A 24464-nucleotide genomic window follows, 5' to 3' on the forward strand; every position below is an offset into this window, starting at 1 on the left:
AGCCGCTCAGCGCAGCTCCGCCGGCGGCGTGCGGTTCTTGTCGACCTTCTCCGTGCGCTCCAGCTCTCCCCACACGATGTAGCGGTAGTTCGACGTGTACACCGGCGTGCAGGTCGTCAGCGTGATGTAGCGGCCCGGCTTCTTCTTGCCCGACTCCTTCGGGACCGGCTGCAGCACGTCCACGTTGAACTTCGAGGTCTCGGGGAGCTTGTTGAAGACCTTGTAGACGTACCAGGTGTCCCGGGTCTCGAAGACGATCGGGTCGCCGTTCCTGAGCTTGTGGATGTTGTGGAACTTCGCACCGTGCCCGTCCCGGTGCGCGGCCAGCGTGAAGTTGCCCTTGGCGTGCCAGGGGAGCGCCGACTTGATCGGGTCCGTGTAGTAGCCCGCGATACCGTTGTTGAGGGCTTCGGTGTCCGTGCCCTTCTTCACCAGGACCTCGCCCTCGTCCATGGCGGGTACGTGGAGGAAGCCGATGCCGTCCTTGGTGTCGAGCGCGCCCGGCCCGCTGTTGGCCCAGTCGTCGCGGATCCGGTCTCCCTGCTTGGCGGCCTCGCGGTCGGCGAGGACGTTGGTCCACCACAGCGAGTAGACGACAAACAGCCCCAGCACCACACCCGCGGTGATCAGGAGCTCTCCGAACACACTGATGGCGCCGGCGATCCGGCCTCGAGCACGTGCCACTGCACCTGATCCCGTCTTGAAGTCCTTGGCGATGAGCGTTCGAGCGTCGGTGTCAGCCGACCAGTGCGTCGGGTTTGCCCTTGCTGCGCGGCCGTTCCTCGACCATCTTGCCCCACACGATCATGCGATACGTACTCGTGAATTCCGGCGTACACGTCGTCAGTGTGATGTACCTGCCCGGCCCGGTGAACCCGGAGCCCGGCGGCACCGGACCGATCACGCTCACGTTCGACGGAGACGTCTGGGGAAGGATGCTCTCCATCCGATACGTGTAGTAGGCGTCCTGCGTCTCGACGACGATCGGATCGCCCTTGTCGAGCTGGTTGATGTAGCGGAACGGTTCACCGTGGGTGTTGCGGTGGCCGGCGAGCGCGAAGTTGCCCAGCTTGTCCTCGGGCATCGCGGTCTTCAGCTTCCCCTCGCCGTAATGACCGACCATCCCGCGGTCGAGGACGTTCTTCTTGCTGATGCCCTCCGCGATCGGCACCACGACATCCAGCTTGGGGATGTACATGATGGCGAATCCCTGGCCCGGTTCGAACGCATCAGGCTTGCGGCCCTTGGCCCAGCCGTCCTGGATCTTGTTGGCCTCGGCGTTGGCCTCCTGACCGGCGAGGATGTTCGTCCACCACAACTGGTACGTGACGAACAACAGCATCAGGACACCGAAGGTGATGAACAGCTCGCCGATGGCGCGGCTGGCGATGACCGCCGGGCTGTCCTTCAGCGCACGTGCCGCACGACGGGCCTCGAGGCGCGACATCGGCTTCACGGACCCGCCGGAGGCTCCCTGAGCGGCCGTGGAAGCCCCCTGAGCAGCCGCGGGGGCCCCTGTGCGCCTGTGGCCCCGCCCCTTGGCCGCTCTGCGGCGCTCGGCCCGGCCGGGACCTGGCAGGGGCTCCGTGGCGCGCCGCGTGTCCGATGTGCGCAGGGCGACCGTCTCGTCGTCCGGCACCGGGACGGGATCGAAGACCGGCAGCTGCTCGGGTTCCGGTACGGATGCCTGGGCCGGCACGGCCCCCATGGCGGGGTCGGGCTGGGCGTACCAGTCCCGCTGGTATCCCTCGGGGTCGTACCACTCCTGCGGCTGCTGCGGGGACTGCTGCGCCTGGGGCATCGGGGCAGTCAGCGGGTCGTAAACACGTTCGTAGTCGTACTCGTACTCCCGCTCGTACTCGTGATCGTGCTCGTGCCCCGGGCGCACGGCACTCACGCCACGGCCTTGCCCACCACCGGTGCGAGCCCCGCCGAACGTCCGACCGCTCCCGCGTCGCCGCACTGCACCAGCCAGTTGGCGAGCATCAGATGGCCATGCTCGGTGAGGACCGACTCGGGGTGGAACTGCACGCCCTCGACGGCCAGTTCACGGTGCCTCAGCCCCATGATGATCCCGTCCGCCGTCTGTGCGGTGACCTCCAGCTCGTCGGGAAGGTCGGCCGGCTCGGCGGCCAGTGAGTGGTACCGGGTTGCCGTGAACGGCGAAGGCAGCCCCGCGAACACACCCTTGCCCCCGTGTGTGACCAGGGACGTCTTGCCGTGCAGCAGCTCCGGGGCGCGGTCCACCACGCCGCCGTACGCCACCGCCATCGACTGCATCCCCAGGCAGACGCCGAAGACGGGCACGCCCGTCTTCGCGCAGTGGCGCACCATCTCGATGCACACACCGGCCTGTTCGGGCGCACCGGGTCCGGGGGAGAGCAGCACGCCGTCGAAGCCGTCCTGGGCATGCTCGAGGGCCACTTCGTCGTTGCGCACGACCTCGCACTCGGCGCCGAGCTGGTAGAGGTACTGGACGAGGTTGAAGACGAAGCTGTCGTAGTTGTCCACCACGAGAATGCGCGCGCTCACTGTCCCGTCCCTTCCCCGTCGACCGTCACGTCGTTGAACGGAAGCAGCGGCTCCGCCCACGGGAAGACGTACTGGAACAGCACATAGACGACCGCCAGGACCAGCACGAGCGAAATGATCGCCCGCACCCACACGTTGCCCGGCAGATGCCGCCAGATCCAGCCGTACATGCTGTCCCTCTCCGTTCGGTACGGGACCAGACTAAAGGGCACCAGGGGCCCGTGGGTCAGCTGTGGAAAGCTGGCGGCTTGCCGTCCGTCACAGGCTGCGTGGCATCCAGATGGGCCCAGACGACAAGCCGGTGGCTGCTGCCCCACTCCGGCTCACAGGTCGTCAGCGTCAGATAGCGCCCCGGCGCGTCGAACGGGGCCACGTCGTCCCTGAGCGGCCGGGGTACGGAGCCGATCACCCCGACGTCACCCGGGACGGTCCGGTACGGCTTGTTCACAATCCGGTAGGTGAACCAGGTCGTGCCGTCCGACAGCACCACGACGTCCCCCGGGCGCAGCCGCGGAAAGTCCTTGAACGGGTCTCCGTAGGTGCGCCGGTGGCCCGCGACCGCGAAGTTGCCCGGCTCGCCGAGCCGGGCGGTGGACTCGTAGTGACCGAGCCCCTTCTTGAGGACGCCGACTCCGGTGCCCTCCAGGACGGGCCAGTCCCACCCCCGGCCGAAGCGCGGGACGTACATCACGGCGAAGGGTCTGCCGCTCTCGTATGCCTCGGGGGCAGGCACAGTGCCCGCTTCGGTGCCGCCCCCCGCGGCCGGGGCCTCGACGGGGGCCTTCGCCCAGGTCCGTTCGAGCCGGTCGATCTGCCCGTCCGTGGCGCTGTCCGCCTTGATCCCGGTCCAGAACAGCACGTACACCACGAAGAGCACGATCAGGGTGCCGACGGTGATGCACAGTTCGCTGACGGTCCGCACCAGCACCCGCACCGACACCGGCTCCCCCAAGCTCTACCCGACGGGCTTCGCGTAGTGGAGATCCACTGTGCCCGAGTAGCCGGGAAGAGTCACCGCCTCGTGCTCGTCCACTTTCCAGCCCAGGCCGTACGCCTGCACATACAGCTGGTAGTTCTCGATGGCCGGCGACTGTCCGAGCGCCTTCTTGAGCGCCTTCCGGTCACCGACCGCGGTGATCTTGTACGGCGGCGAGTAGACGCGGCCCTGGAGGATCAGTGTGTTGCCCACACACCGCACGGCGCTGGTGGAGATCAGCCGCTGGTCCATGACGCGGATGCCCCGTGCACCGCCCTCCCACAGGGCGTTGACGACCGCCTGCAGGTCCTGCTGGTGGATGACCAGGTCGTTGGCCTGCGGCTCGGGGTAACCGGGCGCCGCCCGGGCGTTCGGCGGGGCGTCGTTCAGTGTGACGGTCAGCCCCCCGCCCCTGATCGCCTCGGTGCCCGCCGCCTTCTCCAACGCCTTGAGCTTGGCGTCCTCCGCGCGGGTGGAGCCGTCGTCGCGCTGGGCCAGCGCGTCGACGTCCTCGCGCACCGCCACCATCGATTCCTCGAGCGTGCCGTTCTTCTCGCTGCGCTGCCTGATCAGGTCGGAGAGCTTGAGCATCGAGGCGTCCGTCCGCAGATCGGTGCCTCTGGCCGTGTTGAAACTGGTCACGAAGATGAGGCCCGCGAGGGCGAAGACAGCAGCCGTCAGCAGCCGGACCGGCTTCCACCGTGATCGGCGGACCGGCCCTCCGGGGGAGTCGGCAGAATTGCTCAACGTACCCTTATCTCCTTCGGCGCCGAGGAAGGACTACGCTAACGGACGCCCGGGGGAGGCAGTGGCCCCCCTCGCTCCCGCCCCGGCGCCAGCCACAGTTCCCTGCGCGGTCACGCAGCGCATCGACAGGAGAGTCCCTCGTGCCGAAGTCACGTATCCGCAAGAAGGCCGACTTCACGCCGCCTCCGGCGAAGCAGGCGGCGAACATAAAGCTGACGAATCGCAGCTGGGTCGCCCCAGTGATGCTCGCACTGTTCCTGATCGGGCTCGCCTGGATCGTTCTGTTCTACGTGACCGAGGGCAGCCTGCCGATCAAGAGCTTCGGCAACTGGAACATCGTGGCCGGCTTCGGCTTCATCGCGGCCGGCTTCGGCGTCTCCACCCAGTGGAAGTAGCCGCTCTGTAGCACGTCAAGCCCTGCCCTGAGTTATCCACACCGTTGTCCACAGCGGGGGAAAAGGTCTGACGATCTGTGGATAACTCTCCCGACGTTGACGCCGGTGTGACCGCATCGGCCATGCGCGTGAAGCGTCCCGCCCCTTGTCCGAACTGGGAAACCCCAGCTCAGCGACGAGGGGCACGCTTGTTCCCCACAGCTTGCACAAGATCCGGCACACACTGTGGACAACTTTGGGGAAAGGCTCACGCTCAGGCGAGCGCGACGGATCTGGCGATCACGGCCACCAGAAGAACCAGCAGGGCTCCTGCGCAGACGGCTCCCTGCACCAGATTCCGGTGCGCGCGCGGCGCATGGACCAGACCCAGGGTGACCAGAACCCCGATGACCAGTCCGCCGATGTGGCCCTCCCAGGAGATGTTCTCCCGGGTGAAACTGAAGATCAGATTGATCGCGAGAATCAGGACGATCGGCCGCACATCCATTCTCGTCCGCCGTGCGATCACCAGCACCGCACCCATCAGGCCGAAGACGGCGCCCGAGGCGCCGAGCGACGGCTGGTTCTCCTCGGCCAGCAGATAGGCAAGGACACTGCCACCGAGACCGGACAGCAGGTAGACCGCGAGATAGCGCACACGGCCGAGCTCCGGCTCCACCAGCCTGCCCAGGAACCACAGACCGAGCAGGTTGAACCCGATGTGCGGGACCTCTTCATGCAGGAACGTCGCCGTGATCAGGCGGTACCACTCGCCGTCCGCCACTCCGACGATCTCGCCGAGCTGCGGGTTGAAGGCGTATCCGATCAGCTCCGTCTCGGCCACGAAGCGCTGGCCGAGCGCGAGCACCAGGATGAACACCACGGCGTTGAGAGCGAGAAGGATCTTGGTGACGAACAACGGGTCGGCGCTCACCACGCCTCCCGCGAGCGTCCGCGGCCGGTTGGCACCCGGCGCGTGCCCCGTACCCGATCCCGTCCGCACACAGTCGGGGCACTGGAAGCCGACCGACGCACTGACCATGCAGTCCGTGCAGATCGGCCGCTCGCAGCGGGTGCAGCGGATGCCGGTCTCCTTGCCGGGGTGCCGGTAGCAGCCGGGCAGACCATGGGCGTCCTGCGGCTCCTGAGGACGGTCCGACGCCTGCTCCATGAGGTCTCCCCTCGATCTTCCGGGCCGGTGCGCGCTCACAACCTCGCCCCGTCCATCCTTACGGACGGACGGGGCGAAAAGGTTCCCTTGAGGTAATCCGTCGCCGATCAGCCCTCGCGGGTCTCGACGACGACGGACTCGATCACGACGTCGTCGACCGGGCGGTCGGTGCGCGGGTTGGTCCGGGTGCCGGCGATGGCGTCCACGACCTTCTTGCCGGCCTCGGTGGAGACCTCGCCGAAGATGGTGTGCTTGCGCGTCAGCCAGGCGGTGGGCGCCACGGTGATGAAGAACTGCGAGCCGTTGGTGCCCGGACCGGCGTTGGCCATGGCCAGCAGGTACGGCCTGTCGAACGCGAGGTCCGGATGGAACTCGTCCGCGAACTCGTAGCCCGGGCCACCGGTGCCGTTGCCCAGCGGGTCACCGCCCTGCAGCATGAAGCCGCTGATCACGCGGTGGAAGACCGTGCCGTCGTACAGCCTGTCCGTGGACCGCTTGCCGGTTGCCGGGTGGACCCATTCCCGCTCGCCCTTGGCGAGCTCCACGAAATTCTTGACCGTCTTGGGCGCGTGGTTCGGCAGCAGCCGGATCTCGATGTCGCCTTGGTTGGTCTTCAGGGTGGCGTAAAGCTGCTCGGCCACGATCTGCCTTCCGTAAGTCTTCTGTGACGGCTCACGATCCTTGCACGGAAGGACTGGTTACACAGAAAAGGCGCCGAGTCGCCGACGCACCGGCGCGCCCCGCGCCGAATCGTGGCATCGTCGTCCGCAAGGTCCCGACATGACCCGGATGCCCGCCCCACATGCCGAGGCGGCCCTCAACGGGCATGATTTTCAATCGGGTGGAAAGGCGAAAACTGTGCCCAACTGGGGATTAACCCCAGGCCCCAGAACGCCACCGAAGAGGAGGATCCCGTGACCCGCATGGACAGCGTGCGCGCCGCGACCGATACGGCGAGGGAGAGCGTGCTGCACGCCGCGGAAGTGGTGGCGCCCTACGCCGGCACGGCCAAGGACCAGGCCACGCTTTATGCGCACGAGGCACGCGTACGCCTCGCACCAAAAGTTTCCCAGGCCGCTCAGCAGGCCCGTGTTCAGTACGACGCACGTGTTGCGCCGCATGTACCGCCGAAGGTCGACCAGGCTGCACACCGGGCTGCGGTACAGGCCCGGAAGGCCGCCCGTCAGGCGAGCGACTACACCGTTCCGCGTGTCGAGCACGCGGTGGCCGTCGCCAAGCCCGTGGGCGTCGAGGCTGCGGCCCGTTCAGGGGCCGCGCTGGCCGTACTGCGCGGACAGGTGACGGCCAAGGAGGTCAAGAAGCTGGTCAAGAAGCACGAGCGGCGCTCTACCGCCGGACGTGTCGCCAAGGGCTTTGTGCTCGTCGGCGTACTGGCCGGCGCGGCATTCGCCGCCTGGAAGTGGTGGGACAAGCAGGCCAACCCCGACTGGCTGGTCGAGCCGCCCGCCGCGACCGAGGTGTCCGCGCTGTCGTCCGTCGACGGCAGTCCGAAGGCGGGACTTGACCCCGAGGTGCAGGCGAAGCAGGACGAGGCAGAGGCTGGGGACCGCGACGACCGTCGCTGACCGTGTGCCGTGCTCGTGGGCGGGCGCCGGGAGTGGTGAAAGACAGCTCCCGGCGCTTCACGCCGCGATGGTGTACGAGGCGCGGGCTGCGGAGGCGGTACGCCGTGCGGAGGCGCTAGGCCCTGCGGCCACACGGCGGGCGGGCTGGGCGGCGGGCGCGGTCGGGGCGGCAGGCGCCGAGGCTGCGGCGGAACCGGCGGCTGCGGCAGGAGCGGTGGCGGGGGCGGCTTCGGCAGGTTCGAAACTTTCCATCGCGTCGGCCTCGATCACGGGCAGCTGCCGGCCGGCGGGTGAGGCTCCGTGGGCCTCGGCACCGATGCGCTGCTTGATGGTCGGCGGCAGTGATCGTTCGCGCGGGGACGGCACCCAGCGTGTACTCGGACGCCTGCGCTGCGCCGGCACGGTTCCCCGGACGGCCTGAGGACGGACCTTGACCGGCTCGTCGGGCGTCCGGTCCGCGGGCTGTGCCGTGGCGATCGCGGCGGTCGCGGCAGTGGTGAGCCCCACCGAGGCAAGCAGAGCGAAGAACGCGGTGATGAACGCGGTCCACAGATTCCTGACCTTGAAGGCGGCCATAACCCCTCACTTTCGGGTTGAGCGCTTTACATACCTTCCTCATGATGTGTACGCATCTCGAGATGTGGGGGAGCGACGCCGTCGCTGAACTGTTCTTCTGATCAACACCACTCGGACGGTCCAATCCAGAGCGCGACAGAGCCCTGGAGGCTGTACAAGAAGGGCCGGGGAAGAGGCCGGGAGAGACGAAAAGGGCGCTCCGCTCTGCTTCTCGCAGATCGGAGCGCCCTTGGCGCTGTGGAGCCTAGGGGAGTCGAACCCCTGACATCTGCCATGCAAAGACAGCGCTCTACCAACTGAGCTAAGGCCCCTGGACGGGTGCGTGCGACCGAGCGGAACGTGCCTCGGTCACCACCGCGCACAAGAGTACCGGGTCACCCCCGTAATCCTGCAAAAGGATTGGGACTCCAGTTGGGACTCCCGGTCGGCGACCACGCTCCGTAAGATGCACGACAAGGTTCGCGACAGCGAAGCCGCTTGGGGAAGCGATGGGGAGACGCAATGGATGCAGCGCAGCAGGAAACGACCGCAAGAGCCAGAGAACTGCAGCGCAGCTGGTACGGGGAACCCCTCGGAGCCCTCTTCCGACGGCTCATCGACGACCTGGGGCTGAACCAGGCCCGACTCGCCGCCGTACTCGGTCTCTCCGCCCCGATGCTCTCCCAGCTGATGAGCGGCCAGCGCGCCAAGATCGGCAATCCCGCGGTGGTCCAGCGGGTCCAGGCGCTGCAGGAACTGGCGAGCCAGGTCGCCGACGGCAGCGTCAGTGCCGTCGAGGCCACGGACCGGATGGACGAGATCAAGAAGTCGCAGGGCGGCTCCGTCCTCACCGGCACCAGCCAGTCGACCAGCAGCTCGGGTGCCCCGACGGTGCGCCGCGTGGTGCGTGAGATCCAGTCGCTGCTGCGCTCGGTCTCCGCGGCCGGAGACATCATCGATGCGGCGGACTCCCTCGCCCCGAGCCACCCGGAACTGGCAGAGTTCCTCCGGGTGTACGGTGCCGGGCGCACGTCCGACGCGGTCGCCCACTACGAGTCGCACCAGAGCTGACCGAGGCAGACGCCTCGACGAGGAACCGGGAGCTGGCGCAGCACAATGGGTGAGGTCTTCGCTGGTCGGTACGAACTGATCGACCCGATCGGGCGTGGTGGCGTGGGCGCGGTCTGGCGCGCCTGGGACCACCGCCGCCGTCGCTATGTGGCGGCGAAGGTCCTGCAGCAGAGCGACGCGCACACCTTGCTGCGCTTTGTCCGTGAGCAGGCACTGCGCATCGACCACCCTCATGTCCTGGCCCCGGCCAGCTGGGCCGCGGACGACGACAAGGTGCTGTTCACCATGGATGTGGTGAGCGGCGGATCGCTGGCGCATGTCATCGGCGACTACGGTCCGCTGCCTCCCCGCTTCGTCTGCACCCTGCTCGACCAGCTGCTGTCCGGACTTGCCGCGGTGCACGCGGAGGGGGTCGTGCACCGCGACATCAAGCCGGCCAACATCCTGATGGAGGCCACCGGAACGGGCCGGCCGCATCTGCGGCTGTCCGACTTCGGCATCTCCATGCGTAAGGGTGAGCCGCGCCTGACCGAGACCAACTATGTGGTGGGGACGCCCGGTTACTTCGCGCCCGAGCAGATGCTGGGCGCGGAGCCGGACTTCACCGCGGACCTGTTCGCGGTCGGCCTGGTCGCGCTGTATCTGCTCGAGGGCAAGAAGCCCGACTCCCAGGCCCTGATCGAGCACTTCGCCGCCTCCGGCACACCCGGTGCTCCTCAAGGCGTACCGGAACCGCTGTGGCAGGTCCTGGCGGGCCTGCTGCAGCCCGACCCGCAGGCGCGGTTCAAGACGGCCACAGGGGCGCGCAAGGCGCTCACGTCCGCGGTCGAGTTGCTCCCCGACCCCACCCTCGACGACGAGCCGGTGGAGATCTTCGACCAACTCGGCCCGCTGCCCGAAGGCTTCGGCCCGGGCGGCCCCGAGGTCTCGTCGGCCGCTCCCGAGCGGTCCGCGCCTCCCGCGCCCGTACCGCCGCCGTCGGAGACCGGCAGCTTCCATCTGCCGCCGCCGCAGCACGCGGCCGCACACCACCCTCACCAGGCGGTACAGCAGCCCTACGCCGCGCAGCCGTCCACTCCTCCCGCCATGCCGCTCTCCACGGAGCCCACGCCCACGCCGACTCCGACCCCCGTCCCTGCTCCCGTACCCGCGCATCCGGCTTCCCCCCATCAAGCACCGGTGCCCGGACAGCCCGCCTATGTGCAGAGCGCCCAGGGACCGCACGAACCGCCCTTCACTCATGCTTACACCGCTCAGGGCGGGCAGGTTCCACCCGCCACCGCGCAAAAGCGGCCGGGACCGCCCCCGAAGGTTGCGGTCCCGGTCCTGCTTGTCGCGCTGGTGTGCTTCGCGGTGGGCATCTGGGCGCTGACCCAGACCTGATCCCGCACCGCCGAGGGTCGGGGCGGGCCCGGCTTCGGGCCGCGCCCCCTTACGGTCCGGCTGCGGGCCGCGCGACCCCTACGGCTCGGCTACTGGCCGGGCGGCCCGTACGGTCCGGACCCGTAGCCCTGGCCGGCACCCTGTCCGTATCCCTGCCCGTGCCCCTGGCCCTGCGCCGGCGGGTATCCATGGCCCGGCTGCGCGGCGCCTTGCCCGTACCCCGGTCCCAGATCCTGCACATGGCCAGGACTCTGTCCCTGCACCGGGAACGGCACCGGTTCCACGGACTCGGGCGTACGGCGCCTGGCGAGCAGCACCCAGGCCCCGAGCCCGAGCACCAGCACGACCCCCGCGCCGATCCCTGCCGCGGCGACCAGCTTCATCGTGTCGCTCCTGGCCGCCTCCGGAGCGCTCCTGCCGCTGTCGGCCGCCTCCTGGTCGTCGTCGGTGACCTGGAAGTCCCCGGCGGGGCCCGCGTACTGAGGCCCTGGCTTCGCCTCGCCCTCGACGTTGACGCGCAGCGTCAACGGGATCGGCTTCTTGCCGAAGGCCTCGGCGATCTCGGGGTTGAGCGTCACCGAGAGGTAGTACCAGCCGGCGAACCGCATGGCGTTGGTGCTGTCGGCGGAGGCGTAGCGGTTCTCGTAAGCCACCGGCGGCAGCGGATCGAGTGCGATCGACTTCTGCTTGCCGTCGTAGAAGACGCTCGCCTGGTTCTCGACGAACCCGCGCGCCGGATTGTGCAGGGACAGCGCGAGCGCGTTGCTGACGCTGCCGGTCCCGTCACCCGCTGAGCTGGTGCCCAGGTCGGCGCTGGCGAACAGCTGCTGCCCCCAGTCGACCGGCACCCGGTAGAACCGCGTCCGGCCGGGCGTGATCTCGTCCTGCCACTCGCCCACCTTGAGGCTTGTGGCGTCATGGAAGCTCGTGCCGCCCGCCCGCTTCTGCGGGCCGCCCGCGGGTGCCGCCGGCGAGGCGGACGGCCAGTTCTCGGGCGCCTGCGTGGCCTTGTCCCCCTTCACCTCCGGCTCGGAGCTGAAACGGATCTCCACGTCCCACGGCTCGGGTGTGGAGGTGGCGTCACTGGTCCGCTCCAGGAGCACGTAATAGGTCCCCGCCTCCTGGCAGTTGCTCTTGTCCTTGTCGATCCTCCGGCTCGCGTAGTCGGCGACCGGCCGGGCGTAGGTCGCGGTGCCGAACATGGCCGCACCCTCGCTGCACTGGGACCCCGAGCGGTCCTCGATGCTCACGGCGAGCTTGTCCGCGTAGGCGAACTTGGTGGCCAGTTTGGGTACGGCCACCGCGGAGACATAGGCGTTCGACTTGGCGTCGAGGTCGAGCCGGTAGTAGCGCTTCTCGCCCGGCTTGATCGTGTCCTTGTAGGTCGAGCCGACCGCCAGCTGCGGCCCGTCGCTGTTGACCGCCGCGCCCCGCACACTCTTCGCCTCGCTGTCGAAGACGTACGGGTTGGGCTCGCCCGCTGCCCACGCCTGCCCGGGCAGCGCCGCCACCGCACACACCGTCGCCATTCCGGCCAGCGTCACCCGGCCCCAGCCGCGCTGCCTCTTCACGCGCCCCTCCTTGAGTCCCATGTGTCCGTCGGACAGCCGGACGGCCCTGTGGCCGCCGCCCTGCGCCGCGCGAGTACGAAGACCGCGCCGGCGATGAGGACCGCTCCGCCGCCCACGGCCGCGGCGATCACCATGCCGGACCATCCTGCCCCTTCGGCCGCTTCGCTGTCTGCGCCGGTGGGCGAATCACCCTTCTTGTCGGCCGCGTCCGCCGCGCCCTTGTCCCCGTCGTCCGCGAGCACCGGGGCGTCATGCTCGGGACCTGCCAGTTCGTCACCCAGCACGGCCACCCTAAGCACCACGCCGATCTCCGGATTCTCGGCGATCTCCGCGGCCTTCGCGCCCAGTGTGACGGCGATGTAGAAGCCGCCTTTGGCGTGTACCGGGACGACGTTCGGGTGGGACTCGTGGCGGTTGGTCCAGGCGACGGGCACGGTGCCCATCTCCAGCGCCATGGGACGCCCGTTGTAGATGGTCTGCGGGTTGAACTCCCCGTTGCCGCCGCCGACCGGTCCACGCGCGGGCGTGAAGACCTGGGTGGCTCCGTACGACCACACCGAGGAGGCGCCGTCCACGGTCGGCTCGTTGGCGAACTCGACGTCGTACCGCAGCTGCTGTCCCCAGCCGACCGGAACCCTGTACCAGAGTGTCTGCGACGGCAGAAGCCTGTCCCGCCACACGCCCTGCCCGATCTCCTTGGCATCGTTGAAGCCCGTGCCGCCCGTCACGTCCCGCGGATCGCCGGTCGGCAGTACGGCGCCCTTGTCGCCCTGGCCGTACTCGGGCTGCGACTGCGCCGGCGTGACCCCCTCGGCCAGCGGCTTCTCCATGCCGTAGGTCAGCTCCAGCGGCCACCGCGCGGCGTCCGAGCCCGGCTTGGACTCACGCTCGACCACCAGCCAGTACCGGCCCGCCTCGTCACACCTGCGGCCGCCCTCGGGACTGGGAATCCGGGCGACCGCAGAGGTCAGGGGCGTTGCCCCCTCCTTCTGGAAGAAGCGCTCGGTGCTCGTCCCGCAGGAACCGCCGGACCCGTACTGGACCACCGTGCGCAGGCCGTCGAGAGTGTCCACCGCCGCGCCCGGCTGCGGCACGGCCGTCGCCGAGAAGTCGGCCGTCGACGCGGCGTCCAGATCGGCGGCGTAATACCGCTTCTCACCGGGGCCGATGGTGTCCAGGTACTGCCCCGGGGTGAGCACGGGGGCCGCGTCCCGCGTCTGCCCGCCCTCGACCGGCCTGCCGCGGAAGCGGTAACCGTCCGCGGACAGCTGCGCCGAGCGCTGCAGCTGCCGGGCGAGCGCCTCGGCGTCCGGAGCGTCGTAGTAACGGCCGTTGCCGGCCCTCGCGATGCACTCCAGCTGCTGCCGTGCCGCGCCGCGCACCTGGAAGCCGACCGTGTCGATACGCAGCCCGACGCCGTCCTTGCCGAGCTGCTCGGCGACCTCGCAGGGTTGCGGGGTGCCGCAGGTGTCCTCGCCGTCGGAGATCAGCAGGATCGTGCGCGTGCCGATCGCCCCGTCGGCGGCCTTCGGCAGGTCCTGTGCGGCCTTCTGCAGCGACAGGCCGATGGGAGTGTCCCCCTTGGGCTGTACGGCTCCGACCGCCCGCTTCATGCCCTCCCGGTCCAGCGGCTTCACCGGCAGCGCCAGCCGGGTGTCGGTGCAGCCCTTCGGCTGGTCGGCGCCGTAGACGCGCAGGCCCGTCGGATAACCGTCCGGGAGCGCGTCGACGACCGTTCCCACCGCCTTGCGGGCGGACTCCATCCGGGTGCTTCCCGTGCCGTCGTCATCGGCCATGGAGCCCGACGAGTCGAGCACCATCACCAGGCCGCTGCGGCCGTCCCCCTGCGGCGCCCGTGCTCCCTTGCCGGCCTGCTCCGCCGCGCCCGCGGCGGGCACGGGCCCGGCTGCCAGGGCGAGCAGTGCCGCGCCGATCGTTGCCACCGTCGCACGGCGGCGCAGTCGTGCTTTCACCGTGTCCCCTCCCATCACCCCAAAATTTGCTCTTGCAAGCTATCTATTTGCTGGAGTGAATACAAGAAGATCGCTGTCACGGTCCCGCTACAGCGGCGGCCGTGCTGCGCCGAGCAGGACAACCACACCCGGACAGCACGAAGCCCCGGCCGCTCACGCGGCCGGGGCTCCATGATCCAAAGTCTGCGTCTCACACACCCGAACCTGCGGGCACGGAGTCGGTCGCCTCCGTCCACAGATCCTGCTCGGCGCGATCCGCCTGGATCTGGCGGTACACGAGGAGCCCGCCGATGGCGGCCAGTGCGACCAGGAGAAGCTTCTTCACCGCGCGACCTCGTCTTTCCTTGACGTATGAGGACTTCTGGCGCCCGACTATACACACCGATCGATACCGTTCGGTGACCTACCTCCGGTCCGCGCTCCCCCAACTCGGGCCCGGCACAAAGAGATCGGCCCGGACGGAAACATTCCGTCCGGGCCGATCGACACTGTGGGGCTAACAGGATTTGAACCTGTGGCCTCATCCTTATCAGGGATGCGCTCTAACCAACTGAGCTATAGCCCCGCCGCGCTGCGCGCTGACCTCTGAAGATTAGCGCACCCGGCGGGCATGGCCAAAATCGGTATCCGCAGACCTCCGACCAGGGCTACTCGTCCTCGGCGAGCGTGAGCTCCACACCGCCCACGAAACCGGCGGAGAGGTTGTAGATGAAGGCCCCGAGCGTGGCGAGGGCCGTCGCCAGCACCACATCGATCACCGCGATGACCGACGTGAACATGAGCACCCGCGGCAGCGACAGGAACGACTGGAGGTCGAAGCCGTTGCTCTCGTTGGAGCCGGTGGCCTCGCTGATCGTGCCGCCGACGGTCGAGAAGACACCCATCGCGTCCATGACCATCCACAGCACCGCGGACGCGACCACGGTGCAGATGCCCAGCGCGATCGACAGCAGGAAGCTGACCTTCATCACCGACCACGGGTCGGCCTTGGCCACGCGCAGGCGGGCCTTGCGCGTACGCGGAGTGGTACGGGCCCCGGTGCGCGGCCGGCGCACGGCGGCGCCCGCCTGCTGACCGGTGCGCTGCTGCCCGCCCTGCGTGCCGCCCTGCGGCGTGGGGTAGGCCTGCGGCGGATGGTAGGGCTGCGCCGCCTGCTGGGCAGCGGGCTGCTGGCCGCCGGCATACATCTCGTGCGGGGGCTGATGCCCCCGGGTGTCCGTCACCGTAATCCCCCTACCTTCGGTGGAGGTGCCCCCACCCTGGGAGTCCGCGGCAGGGCCACGGGCACCGTCAGCTCCCGAAGCGGCCGATCCGGCGCCCGTGGCTCCACTCACGCTTTACTCCTCGTGCTCCCCGGCCGAGGGCTCGGTGCCCTCGACTGCCGCCTCGGCCGCCTCACCGCCGGCCTCATCGGTCCCTTCGACCTCTTCGGCCTCGCGGCCTGCCTCGGCGTTACGAGCGATACCGACAACGGCATCCCGCTTGCCCAGGTTGATCAGTTGGACGCCCATGGTGTCACGGCCCGTCTCCCTGACTTCATTGACTCGCGTACGAATCACGCCGCCACCGAGCGTGATGGCGAGGATCTCGTCGGTCTCCTCGACCACCAGCGCACCCACGAGCGATCCGCGGTCCTCCACGATCTTGGCGGCCTTGATACCGAGGCCGCCGCGGCCCTGGACGCGGTACTCGTCGACGGGGGTCCGCTTCGCGTACCCACCATCGGTGGCAGTGAACACGAACGTACCTGGCCGGACGACATTCATCGAGAGGAGTTCGTCCCCCTCACGGAAACTCATCCCCTTCACACCGGACGTCGCACGGCCCATCGGGCGCAGCGCATCGTCCGTTGCAGTGAACCGGATCGACTGCGCCTTCCTGCTGATCAGCAGCAGATCGTCCTCGGCGGAGACCAGCTCCGCGCCGATCAGCTCGTCGGGCGCACCGCCGTCGCCCTCCGTCTCACGGAGGTTGATCGCGATGACACCGCCCGAGCGAGGCGAGTCGTAGTCCTTCAGCGGGGTCTTCTTGACCAGGCCCGCCTTGGTCGCCAGCACCAGATACGGCGCCGCCTCGTAGTCACGGATCGCGAGGATCTCGGCGATCTGCTCGTCCGGCTGGAAGGCGAGCAGGTTGGCGACGTGCTGGCCACGCGCATCGCGGCCGGCGTCCGGCAGCTCGTACGCCTTGGCCCGGTAGACCCTGCCCTTGTTGGTGAAGAACAGCAGCCAGTGGTGCGTGGTGGAGACGAAGAAGTGGTCGACGATGTCGTCCTCCTTCAGCTTCGTGCCCCGCACCCCCTTGCCGCCGCGCTTCTGTGAGCGGTAGTCGTCGGTCTTGGTGCGCTTCACATAGCCGCCACGCGTGATCGTGACGACGATGTCCTCCTCGGCGATGAGGTCCTCGATGGACATGTCACCGTCGAAGGGCACCAGCTTGGAGCGCCGGTCGTCGCCGAACTTCTCGACGATGACGGCCAGTTCCTCGCTGACGATGCCACGCTGCTTCTCGGGCGAGGCAAGGATCGCGTTGTACTCGTTGATCTTCGCCTGCAGCTCGTCGTGCTCCTGCACGATCTTCTGGCGCTCCAGGGCGGCCAGCCGGCGCAGCTGCATCTCGAGAATGGCGTTGGCCTGGATCTCGTCGATCTGCAGCAGGTCCATCAGGCCCGCACGCGCGACCTCGACCGTGTCACTGCGCCGGATCAGCGCGATGACCTCGTCGATCGCGTCCAGTGCCTTGAGCAGACCGCGCAGGATGTGCGCCCGCTCCTCGGCCTTGCGCAGCCGGAACTTCGTCCGCCGGACGATGACCTCGATCTGGTGCGTCACCCAGTGGCGGATGAACGCGTCCAGCGAGAGCGTGCGCGGCACACCGTCGACCAGGGCCAGCATGTTGGCGCCGAAGTTCGTCTGCAGGTCGGTGTGCTTGTAGAGGTTGTTGAGGACGACCTTGGCGACGGCATCGCGCTTGAGCACGATGACGAGCCGCTGGCCGGTGCGCGAGGACGTCTCGTCGCGGACGTCGGCGATGCCGCCGATCTTGCCGTCCTTGACGAGGTCGGCGATCTTCTGCGCGAGGTTGTCCGGGTTGACCTGGTACGGAAGCTCCGTGACCACCAGGCACTGACGGTTCTGGATCTCCTCGACCTCGACGACCGCACGCATCGTGATGGAGCCGCGACCGGTGCGGTACGCCTCCTCGATGCCCTTGCGGCCCACGACCAGAGCACCGGACGGGAAGTCCGGGCCCTTGATCCGCTCGATGAGCGCGTCGAGCAGCTCCTCGTGCGAAGCGTCCGGGTGCTCCAGCGCCCACTGCGCGCCGGCCGCGACCTCGCGCAGATTGTGCGGCGGGATGTTGGTCGCCATACCGACCGCGATGCCGGCCGAGCCGTTGACCAGGAGATTCGGGAAGCGCGCCGGCAGGACCGTCGGCTCCTGGTTGCGGCCGTCGTAGTTGTCCTGGAAGTCGACGGTCTCCTCGTCGATGTCCCGGAGCATCTCCATCGACTGCGGCATCAGCTTGCACTCGGTGTACCGCATGGCGGCGGCCGGGTCGTTGCCCGGGGAGCCGAAGTTGCCGTTGGAGTCCACCAGCGGCATGCGCATCGACCACGGCTGGGCCAGCCGGACCAGGGCGTCGTAGATCGAGGAGTCGCCGTGCGGGTGGTACGTACCCATGACGTCGCCGACGACGCGGGCGCACTTGTAGAAGCCCTTCTCGGGCCGGTAGCCGCCGTCGTACATCGCGTACAGCACGCGGCGGTGGACGGGCTTGAGGCCGTCCCGCACGTCCGGCAGCGCACGCGAGACGATGACGGACATCGCGTAGTCGAGGTACGAGCGCTGCATCTCGGTCTCGAGCCCGACGGGCTCGATCCGCAGCTGCGGCCCTTCGTCTTCGGTTTCTGTGGTCACAGGAGTGTTCTCGTCGGCCATTGCTGGTCTTCAGTCCTTTCGTGCGGTCAGCTGAGACCGACTCAGATGTCGAGGAAGCGGACGTCCTTGGCATTGCGCTGGATGAACGAGCGCCGTGCCTCCACGTCCTCGCCCATCAGCACCGAGAACAGGTCGTCGGCCTGCGCGGCGTCGTCCAGGGTGACCTGGCCGAGAACGCGGTGCTCGATGTCCATGGTGGTGATGCGCAGTTCCTCGGCGTTCATCTCGCCGAGACCCTTGAAGCGCTGGATCGAGTCCTCCTTGATCCGCTTGCCCTGCTGCTTGCCGAGCGCCACGAGCGCGTCGCGCTCACGGTCCGAGTAGGCGTACTCGAAGTCGTCACGGCCCCACTTGATCTTGTAGAGCGGCGGGCGGGACAGGAACACGTGCCCGGCCTCGACCAGCGGCCGCATGAAGCGGAACAGGAAGGTCAGCAACAGGGTGTTGATGTGCTGGCCGTCGACGTCGGCGTCCGCCATCAGGATGATCTTGTGATAGCGGAGCTTCTCGATGTCGAAGTCCTCGTGGACTCCCGTGCCGAAGGCCGAGATCAGCGCCTGCACCTCGGTGTTCTGCAGGATCTTGTCGATCCGCGCCTTCTCGACGTTCAGGATCTTGCCTCGGATGGGCAGGATCGCCTGGTACATCGGGTTGCGGCCGGACTTGGCCGAGCCGCCGGCGGAGTCACCCTCGACGATGAAGATCTCGCACTTGGTCGGGTCGTTCGACTGGCAGTCGGACAGCTTGCCGGGCAGCGAGGCGCTCTCCAGCAGACCCTTGCGGCGCGTCAGGTCGCGGGCCTTGCGGGCGGCGACGCGGGCCGTGGCGGCCTGGATGGCCTTGCGGATGATGTCCACGGCTTCGTTGGGGTTGCGGTCGAACCAGTCGGTGAGGTGTTCGTTGACGACCTTCTGGACGAAGGTCTTCGCCTCCGTGTTGCCCAGCTTGGTCTTGGTCTGGCCCTCGAACTGGGGCTCGCCGAGCTTGATCGAGATGATCGCGGTCAGACCTTCGCGGATGTCCTCACCCGTGAGGTTGTCGTCCTTCTCGCGCAGCAGCTTCTTGTCGCGCGCGTACCGGTTGACGAGACCCGTCAGCGCGGCGCGGAAGCCTTCTTCGTGCGTACCGCCCTCGTGCGTGTGGATCGTGTTGGCAAACGAGTAGACACCCTCGCTGTACTGCGAGTTCCACTGCATCGCGACCTCGAGGGAGAGGAGCCTCTCCTTGTCCTCGGCGTTGATGTCGATGACGGTGGGGTGGATCAGCTCGCCCTTGCGGGAGTTCAGGTACGTCACGAAGTCGACGATGCCGCCTTCGTAGTGGTACGTGACCGTCCTCGCCGGCGGCTCCTCGGCCGCCTCGGCGTCAGGGTCGTCGGCGCCGACCGTCGCCTTCGCGGACTCGCGCTCGTCCGTCAGCGTCAGGGTGAGGCCCTTGTTGAGGAAGGCCATTTCCTGGAAGCGGCGCGAGAGTGTCTCGAAGGAGTACTCGGTGGTCTCGAAGATGTCCGGGTCGGCCCAGAAGGTGACCGACGTGCCGGAGTCCTCGACCGCCTCGTGCTTCTCCAGCGGCCCGGTGGGCACACCCTGCTTGTACTCCTGTGTCCAGCGGAAGCCGTCCCGCTTGATGTCGACCGCGATCTTGGTCGACAGGGCGTTCACGACGGACACACCGACACCGTGCAGACCGCCGGAGACGGCGTAGCCGCCGCCGCCGAACTTGCCGCCCGCGTGCAGCACGGTGAGGACGACCTCGACGGCCGGCTTCTTCTCCACCGGGTGCATGTCGACCGGGATACCGCGTCCGTTGTCGATCACCCGTACGCCGCCGTCGGCGAGGATCGTGACGTCGATTCTGTCCGCGTGACCGGCCATCGCCTCGTCGACGGAGTTGTCGACGACCTCTTGCACGAGGTGGTGCAGGCCGCGCTCACCGGTCGAGCCGATGTACATGCCAGGCCGCTTGCGGACCGCGTCCAGACCCTCGAGGACGGTGATCGCGCTGGCGTCGTACGACGAGCTCGCCTCGCCGGTCCCGTCGGCAGCAGTGGAAGGAATGTTCTCGTTGGGGTTGCCGGAATCGGCCACGAAGCGCCCTTTCTGGCACAGCACAAGCCGTTCTCCGCGTGAGCGGGAGCGGCTGCGTCGTTCGGCATTAATCGACGTCCCGCTACAGAAGCGGGATTGTCCACCAGTCTACCGGTACCACCGACACTCATGGGGGTTTGCCGGTGGCTGAGTCCGCATGTGCCGCCCTGAACCCTGTCCGTCCGACTCCCCATATTCGGGCAGGGGCTCCAAGAGGCTCACACGGGCGCCAGGCGCTTCGGGCTGTCAACCGTCCACTACCGTGAGGGACGCCTCACGCGCCTCGTGCGGTTTCTTCTGTCGCACGGGCCCGAGCACGGGTGGGAACGGGAGGCTGAGCAGGGGTCTGACCAGGGGGCGAAGCCCTGCTCAGAGCAGGGATCCGAGCAGTCAGCGGGTGCGTCCGGCGTGCTTGGCTCCGGACTCAGCCGTAGGTGTCCCCGGGACCGGTGCTCCCCGGCGCCCGCAGGGGTCCGAACCTTCGGGCGGGCCCGCCCGGGCCCAGCACCTTGATCAGCCGGACCGTGCCCTGACCCAGGTCCTCGTTGAGCCGCGCCACCAGCCGTGGCGCCAGCAGGCGCAGTTGTGTGGCCCAGGCCGTCGAATCGCACTGCACGGTCAGCACACGCTGGTCGGGATCGTCGTCGTACCGCAGCGGCACACAGTGGTTCGCCAGGTCCTCGCCGACGATCTGGGGCCACCTGCCCATGACCCCGCCCACAGCAGCCGGGGTCTCCCAGCCCCGCTCGGTGATCAGCCGGTTGATGGCGGCACCCAGCGGCAGCGGATCCCGTCCGTCCGCCCGTGCCCCGGATCTCAGCCCGCCACCGCGGCGGGCCTGCTTCTTCTGCTGCGCCGCGGCACCGCGCGCCTTCGCCTGCTCCTTGGCCGCACGCAGGGCCACGCGGGCCAGGTCCACCCCCGACGACTCGGGGACCTTCGCGGGCTCGGGCACCACGGGCGTCTCGTCCTCGCTCATACGCGCTCCACCGCTCCGTCGGCCACGGCATACCGCGCGCCGGCCAGCACACCGGGCACGTCGTCGTCGACCGCCGCCGTCACCAGGACCTGCTCTCCCGGAGCCACCAGTTCCGCCAGCCGCTCACGCCGGCGCGCATCCAGCTCCGCGAAGACGTCGTCGAGCACGAGCACCGGCTCGTTGCCCTCGGCCCGCAGCAGGTCGTACGACGCGAGCCGCAGCGCCAGCGCGTACGACCAGGCCTCGCCGTGGCTCGCGTATCCCTTGGCCGGCAGCTCGCCCAGCTTGAGCACCAGCTCGTCGCGGTGCGGTCCGACGAGCGTCACGCCTCGCTCGATCTCCTGCTTGCGCACCTCGGCAAGCGCCGCCATCAGCTGCTGGAACAGTTCCTCGCGCGTCCCGTCGGCCATCTGCTCCGGCGCCTGCCCAGCGGAGGAGGAACGGTACTCCAGCGCGACCGGGCCGCCTCCGGGGGCAAGCGCCTCGTACGCCTTGTCGGCGAGCGGCTGAAGCGCCGCGATCAGGTCCGACCGCTGTGCCAGGACTTCCGCACCCGCCCGCGCCAGATGCTGGTCCCATACGTCGAGCGTCGACAGGTCGGCCCCGCGCCCGCCGTGCCGACGGGCCATCGCCGCCGACTTCAGCAGTGTGTTGCGCTGCTTGAGCACCCGTTCGTAGTCGGAGCGCACTCCCGCCATCCGGGGCGAGCGCGCGGTGATCAGCTCGTCGAGGAACCGCCGTCGCTCCCCGGGGTCGCCCTTGACGAGCGCCAGATCCTCCGGGGCGAACAGCACAGTACGGACGATCCCCAGCACATCACGCGGCCTGACCTGCGACGACCTGTTGATACGTGCCCTGTTCGCCTTACCGGGATTGAGCTCCAGCTCGACCAGCTGCGAGCGCTCCCCCTGCCTGACGGCGGCACGGATCACGGCCCGGTCCGCTCCCATCCGAACCAGCGGGGCGTCGGAGGACACCCGGTGGCTCGCCAGCGTGGCCAGATAGCCGACCGCTTCGACGAGGTTGGTCTTGCCCTGGCCGTTGGCCCCCACGAAAGCGGTGACGCCCGGATCGAGAGGGACCTCGACCCGGGCGTACGAGCGGAAGTCGGCCAGCGACAGATGCGTGACGTGCATGATGTGCGCCGACCTTCCCCCGGCTGCTGTGCACCGGGGTGCACAGCCTGTGGATTACTTCGTGGACTCGACCGCGTGGCCGCCGAACTGGTTGCGCAGCGCGGCGATCATCTTCATCTGCGGGGAGTCGTCCTGGCGGGACGCGAAGCGCGCGAACAACGACGCGGTGATCGCCGGCAGCGGCACGGCGTGGTGGATGGCGGCTTCCACGGTCCACCGGCCCTCACCGGAGTCCTGTGCATAACCGCGCAGCTTCTCCAGGTGCTCGTCCTCGTCCAGCGCGTTGACCGCCAGGTCGAGCAGCCAGGAGCGGATGACGGTGCCTTCCTGCCAGGAGCGGAAGACCTCGCGTACGTCGGTGACGGAGGAGACCTTCTCCAGGAGCTCCCAGCCCTCGGCGTAGGCCTGCATCATCGCGTACTCGATGCCGTTGTGGACCATCTTCGCGAAGTGCCCAGCGCCGACCTTGCCCGCGTGGACCGAGCCGAACTCGCCCTCGGGCTTGAGAGCGTCGAAGATCGGCTGGACCTTCGCGACGTTCTCGGCGTCGCCGCCGTACATCAGCGCGTAGCCGTTCTCCAGTCCCCAGACACCACCCGATACGCCGCAGTCGACGAAGCCGATGCCCTTGATGCCGAGCTCGACCGCGTGCTTCTCGTCGTCGGTCCAGCGGGAGTTGCCGCCGTCCACGACGACGTCGCCGGGCTCGAGGAGGTCTGCGAGCTCATCGATGGTCGACTGGGTCGCGGCACCGGCGGGAACCATGACCCACACGACCCGCGGGCCCTTGAGCCTGCCGACAAGCTCCTGAAGGCTCTCGACGTCAGCGAGGTCGGGGTTGCGGTCGTATCCGACAACCGTGTGACCGGCGCGGCGGATGCGCTCGCGCATGTTGCCGCCCATCTTGCCGAGACCGACGAGACCGAGCTCCATCAGATGATTCCTCAATCGTTGTGTGCAGTTGCTACCCGCGTCCGAGCCTACGCCCGGACACGGATGCACACCTGTGGGGTCAGCCGCTCAGACGAACCGGCATGATCAGGTACTTGTAGGCCTCGTCCGCCTCGGCGTCCACGGCCGGCTTGCCGCTCAGCAGCGCGGGCTTGGTGGACGTGGTGAACGAGAGCTGGGCGACCGGGGAGTCGATGGCGCTCAGACCGTCCAGCAGGAAGGTCGGGTTGAAGGCGATCGAGATGTCGTCGCCGTCCAGCTGGGCGTCGACACGCTCCACAGCCTGTGCATCGTCGCTGGAGCCGGCCTCCAGGATCAGCACGCCCTGTTCGAAGCTGAGTCGCACCGGGGTGTTCCGCTCGGCGACCAGGGCCACACGCTTGACGGCCTCGACGAACGGCGCGGTCTCGATCACGGCGACCGAGTTGAACTCGGTGGGGAACAGGGTCCGGTACTTGGGCAGATCGCCCTCGAGCAGCCGGGTGGTGGTCCGCCGTCCCGCGCCCTCGAAACCGATCAGGCCCTCACCCGCACCCGAGCCGGACAACGCCAGGGTGACCGTGTCACCGCTGGTCAGCGACTTGGCGGTGTCCAGCAGCGTCTTGGCGGGCACCAGGGCGACGGCCGAGACGTCCGGGCTCTCGGGCTTCCACAGGAACTCACGGACGGCGAAGCGGTAGCGGTCGGTCGAGGCCAGGGTGACGGTGTCGCCCTCGATCTCGATCCGGACTCCGGTGAGCACCGGGAGGGTGTCGTCGCGGCCGGCGGCGATGGCGACCTGTGCGGCGGCCGAGGCGAAGACCTCGCCGGGCACGGTGCCGGTCGCGGTCGGCATCTGCGGCAGCGCCGGGTACTCCTCCACAGGCAGCGTGTGGAGTGTGAATCGCGAGGAGCCGCAGACCACGGTCGCCCGTACACCGTCTGTGGAGATCTCCACCGGGCGGTTGGGCAGAGCGCGGCAGATGTCGGCGAGCAGACGGCCCGACACCAGCACGGTGCCGTCCTCGTCCACCTCCGCCTCGACCGAGACACGCGCCGAGACCTCGTAGTCGAAGCTCGAGAAGCTGAGGGCACCGTCCTCCGCCTTCAGAAGAAGGCCTGCGAGTACGGGGGCCGGCGGACGGGCCGGAAGGCTGCGGGCCACCCAGGCCACTGCCTCCGCGAGTACATCGCGCTCCACCCGGATCTTCACCGGAACCGCCTCCTGCTGTTGCTGGCTCGCCCTTGCTGGCCTTCTTCGTCGGCTGTGTCGCCGGGGACCAGTCTGACGCACCGCACCGACACTCGGTGCGGGTCGGGGTCAAGTCATGGCAAGAGGCGGGTGAGGCTCCGGGCTCGAGTTGTGCACAGGACCCTCTTCGAAGCGAATTCCCCGGTAACTCTAAGTGGGAGTAGTAGTAGGGCCTGTGGAAACCGTGGATAACGTCGTTT

22 protein-coding genes, 2 tRNA genes and 1 pseudogene are annotated in these 24464 nt (G+C 68.6%); 4 read left to right on the forward strand and 21 right to left on the reverse strand.

Features of this window, described 5'->3' with window-relative positions; all coding sequences use genetic code 11:
* Window positions 1-6: 6 nt before the first annotated feature.
* The 6 genes from OHS70_RS18070 to OHS70_RS18095 are packed head-to-tail and all read right to left on the reverse strand — an operon-like array spanning window position 7 to window position 4255.
* Window positions 7-684 (reverse strand): class E sortase, encoded by a 678-nt coding sequence (locus tag OHS70_RS18070; RefSeq protein ID WP_328398750.1) that lies wholly within the window; start codon window positions 682-684, stop codon window positions 7-9.
* 52 nt (window positions 685-736) lie between these two features.
* Complete coding sequence (locus OHS70_RS18075) at window positions 737-1897, reverse strand: class E sortase (protein ID WP_328398752.1); 1161 nt, start codon at window positions 1895-1897, stop codon at window positions 737-739.
* Complete coding sequence (locus OHS70_RS18080) at window positions 1894-2532, reverse strand: aminodeoxychorismate/anthranilate synthase component II (RefSeq protein WP_328398754.1); 639 nt, start codon at window positions 2530-2532, stop codon at window positions 1894-1896. The genes OHS70_RS18075 and OHS70_RS18080 overlap by 4 nt, the downstream gene beginning before the upstream one ends.
* A complete protein-coding gene (locus OHS70_RS18085; protein ID WP_328398756.1) occupies window positions 2529-2702 on the reverse strand; it encodes a hypothetical protein in 174 nt (57 codons plus the stop codon). The genes OHS70_RS18080 and OHS70_RS18085 overlap by 4 nt, the downstream gene beginning before the upstream one ends.
* 56 nt (window positions 2703-2758) lie before the next feature.
* Window positions 2759-3472, reverse strand: coding sequence for a class E sortase (locus OHS70_RS18090; RefSeq protein ID WP_328405718.1), 714 nt, complete (start codon window positions 3470-3472; stop codon window positions 2759-2761).
* Between the two features lie 15 nt (window positions 3473-3487).
* On the reverse strand, window positions 3488-4255 hold the full coding sequence (locus tag OHS70_RS18095; RefSeq protein ID WP_328398758.1) for a DUF881 domain-containing protein: 768 nt from the start codon (window positions 4253-4255) through the stop codon (window positions 3488-3490).
* A 140-nt stretch (window positions 4256-4395) separates the two neighbouring features.
* On the opposite strand from OHS70_RS18095, the gene crgA reads away from it, so the two are divergent.
* Complete coding sequence (gene crgA / locus OHS70_RS18100; protein WP_328398760.1) at window positions 4396-4650, forward strand: cell division protein CrgA; 255 nt, start codon at window positions 4396-4398, stop codon at window positions 4648-4650.
* Window positions 4651-4903: 253 nt separating this feature from the next.
* Here crgA and OHS70_RS18105 read toward each other — a convergent pair whose 3' ends face one another.
* Both OHS70_RS18105 and OHS70_RS18110 read right to left on the reverse strand, forming a co-directional pair.
* Complete coding sequence (locus OHS70_RS18105; protein ID WP_328398762.1) at window positions 4904-5800, reverse strand: rhomboid family intramembrane serine protease; 897 nt, start codon at window positions 5798-5800, stop codon at window positions 4904-4906.
* A gap of 107 nt (window positions 5801-5907) precedes the next feature.
* Window positions 5908-6441: a peptidylprolyl isomerase gene (locus tag OHS70_RS18110; RefSeq protein ID WP_328398764.1), complete on the reverse strand. Its 534-nt coding sequence runs from the start codon at window positions 6439-6441 to the stop codon at window positions 5908-5910.
* A 273-nt stretch (window positions 6442-6714) separates the two neighbouring features.
* Here OHS70_RS18110 and OHS70_RS18115 point away from each other — a divergent pair, with 273 nt between their 5' ends.
* Complete coding sequence (locus OHS70_RS18115) at window positions 6715-7386, forward strand: DUF5324 family protein (protein WP_328398766.1); 672 nt, start codon at window positions 6715-6717, stop codon at window positions 7384-7386.
* Between the two features lie 162 nt (window positions 7387-7548).
* Here OHS70_RS18115 and OHS70_RS18120 read toward each other — a convergent pair.
* Window positions 7549-7962 (reverse strand): annotated as a pseudogene (locus OHS70_RS18120) (DUF6344 domain-containing protein); the annotation flags it as partial.
* 238 nt (window positions 7963-8200) lie between these two features.
* Window positions 8201-8273: transfer RNA gene (locus OHS70_RS18125), tRNA-Ala, on the reverse strand.
* Window positions 8274-8463: 190 nt separating this feature from the next.
* On the opposite strand from OHS70_RS18125, the gene OHS70_RS18130 reads away from it, so the two are divergent.
* Complete coding sequence (locus OHS70_RS18130; RefSeq protein WP_328398768.1) at window positions 8464-9012, forward strand: helix-turn-helix domain-containing protein; 549 nt, start codon at window positions 8464-8466, stop codon at window positions 9010-9012.
* 45 nt (window positions 9013-9057) lie between these two features.
* Window positions 9058-10395, forward strand: coding sequence for a serine/threonine-protein kinase (locus tag OHS70_RS18135; RefSeq protein WP_328398770.1), 1338 nt, complete (start codon window positions 9058-9060; stop codon window positions 10393-10395).
* An 89-nt stretch (window positions 10396-10484) separates the two neighbouring features.
* Here the strand turns inward: OHS70_RS18135 and OHS70_RS18140 are convergent, their stop codons facing one another.
* The 11 genes from OHS70_RS18140 to dnaN all read right to left on the reverse strand — a co-directional run bounded on the left by OHS70_RS18140 (window position 10485) and on the right by dnaN (window position 24225).
* Window positions 10485-11966: a hypothetical protein gene (locus OHS70_RS18140; RefSeq protein ID WP_328398772.1), complete on the reverse strand. Its 1482-nt coding sequence runs from the start codon at window positions 11964-11966 to the stop codon at window positions 10485-10487.
* Window positions 11963-13954 carry a vWA domain-containing protein gene (locus tag OHS70_RS18145; protein ID WP_443062619.1) on the reverse strand — a complete coding sequence of 664 codons (1992 nt, stop codon included), beginning with the start codon at window positions 13952-13954 and terminating at the stop codon, window positions 11963-11965. The genes OHS70_RS18140 and OHS70_RS18145 overlap by 4 nt, the downstream gene beginning before the upstream one ends.
* Before the next feature lie 175 nt (window positions 13955-14129).
* Window positions 14130-14264 carry a DLW-39 family protein gene (locus tag OHS70_RS18150; protein WP_003958712.1) on the reverse strand — a complete coding sequence of 45 codons (135 nt, stop codon included), beginning with the start codon at window positions 14262-14264 and terminating at the stop codon, window positions 14130-14132.
* A gap of 166 nt (window positions 14265-14430) precedes the next feature.
* Window positions 14431-14504, reverse strand: a tRNA-Ile gene (locus tag OHS70_RS18155).
* 82 nt (window positions 14505-14586) lie between these two features.
* Entirely contained in the window at window positions 14587-15162 is a 576-nt protein-coding gene (locus OHS70_RS18160) for a DUF3566 domain-containing protein (protein WP_328398776.1), read from the reverse strand.
* A 114-nt stretch (window positions 15163-15276) separates the two neighbouring features.
* Complete coding sequence (gyrA, locus tag OHS70_RS18165; RefSeq protein WP_328398778.1) at window positions 15277-17880, reverse strand: DNA gyrase subunit A; 2604 nt, start codon at window positions 17878-17880, stop codon at window positions 15277-15279.
* Between the two features lie 41 nt (window positions 17881-17921).
* Complete coding sequence (gyrB, locus tag OHS70_RS18170) at window positions 17922-19991, reverse strand: DNA topoisomerase (ATP-hydrolyzing) subunit B (protein ID WP_328398780.1); 2070 nt, start codon at window positions 19989-19991, stop codon at window positions 17922-17924.
* 400 nt (window positions 19992-20391) lie between these two features.
* Window positions 20392-20946: a DUF721 domain-containing protein gene (locus tag OHS70_RS18175; protein WP_328398782.1), complete on the reverse strand. Its 555-nt coding sequence runs from the start codon at window positions 20944-20946 to the stop codon at window positions 20392-20394.
* On the reverse strand, window positions 20943-22082 hold the full coding sequence (gene recF / locus OHS70_RS18180; RefSeq protein WP_328398784.1) for a DNA replication/repair protein RecF: 1140 nt from the start codon (window positions 22080-22082) through the stop codon (window positions 20943-20945). The genes OHS70_RS18175 and recF overlap by 4 nt, the downstream gene beginning before the upstream one ends.
* A gap of 54 nt (window positions 22083-22136) precedes the next feature.
* Window positions 22137-23015 carry a phosphogluconate dehydrogenase (NAD(+)-dependent, decarboxylating) gene (gene gnd / locus OHS70_RS18185; protein ID WP_328398786.1) on the reverse strand — a complete coding sequence of 293 codons (879 nt, stop codon included), beginning with the start codon at window positions 23013-23015 and terminating at the stop codon, window positions 22137-22139.
* Window positions 23016-23094: 79 nt separating this feature from the next.
* A complete protein-coding gene (dnaN, locus tag OHS70_RS18190; RefSeq protein ID WP_328398788.1) occupies window positions 23095-24225 on the reverse strand; it encodes a DNA polymerase III subunit beta in 1131 nt (376 codons plus the stop codon).
* Window positions 24226-24464 lie beyond the last annotated feature (239 nt).

This window comes from Streptomyces sp. NBC_00390 (assembly GCF_036057275.1).
Taxonomy (GTDB): Bacteria; Actinomycetota; Actinomycetes; order Streptomycetales; family Streptomycetaceae; genus Streptomyces.

What these genes read in the sequence shown, in the direction of transcription:
- OHS70_RS18085 (WP_328398756.1), bottom strand. Translation starts at nt 2,702, where the DNA reads ATGTACGGCTGGATCTGGCGGCATCTGCCGGGCAACGTGTGGGTGCGG.
- OHS70_RS18105 (WP_328398762.1), bottom strand. Translation starts at nt 5,800, where the DNA reads ATGGAGCAGGCGTCGGACCGTCCTCAGGAGCCGCAGGACGCCCATGGT.
- OHS70_RS18130 (WP_328398768.1), top strand. Translation starts at nt 8,464, where the DNA reads ATGGATGCAGCGCAGCAGGAAACGACCGCAAGAGCCAGAGAACTGCAG.
- OHS70_RS18135 (WP_328398770.1), top strand. Translation starts at nt 9,058, where the DNA reads ATGGGTGAGGTCTTCGCTGGTCGGTACGAACTGATCGACCCGATCGGG.
- OHS70_RS18145 (WP_443062619.1), bottom strand. Translation starts at nt 13,954, where the DNA reads ATGGGAGGGGACACGGTGAAAGCACGACTGCGCCGCCGTGCGACGGTG.
- gyrA (WP_328398778.1), bottom strand. Translation starts at nt 17,880, where the DNA reads ATGGCCGACGAGAACACTCCTGTGACCACAGAAACCGAAGACGAAGGG.
- OHS70_RS18175 (WP_328398782.1), bottom strand. Translation starts at nt 20,946, where the DNA reads ATGAGCGAGGACGAGACGCCCGTGGTGCCCGAGCCCGCGAAGGTCCCC.
- recF (WP_328398784.1), bottom strand. Translation starts at nt 22,082, where the DNA reads ATGCACGTCACGCATCTGTCGCTGGCCGACTTCCGCTCGTACGCCCGG.
- gnd (WP_328398786.1), bottom strand. Translation starts at nt 23,015, where the DNA reads ATGGAGCTCGGTCTCGTCGGTCTCGGCAAGATGGGCGGCAACATGCGC.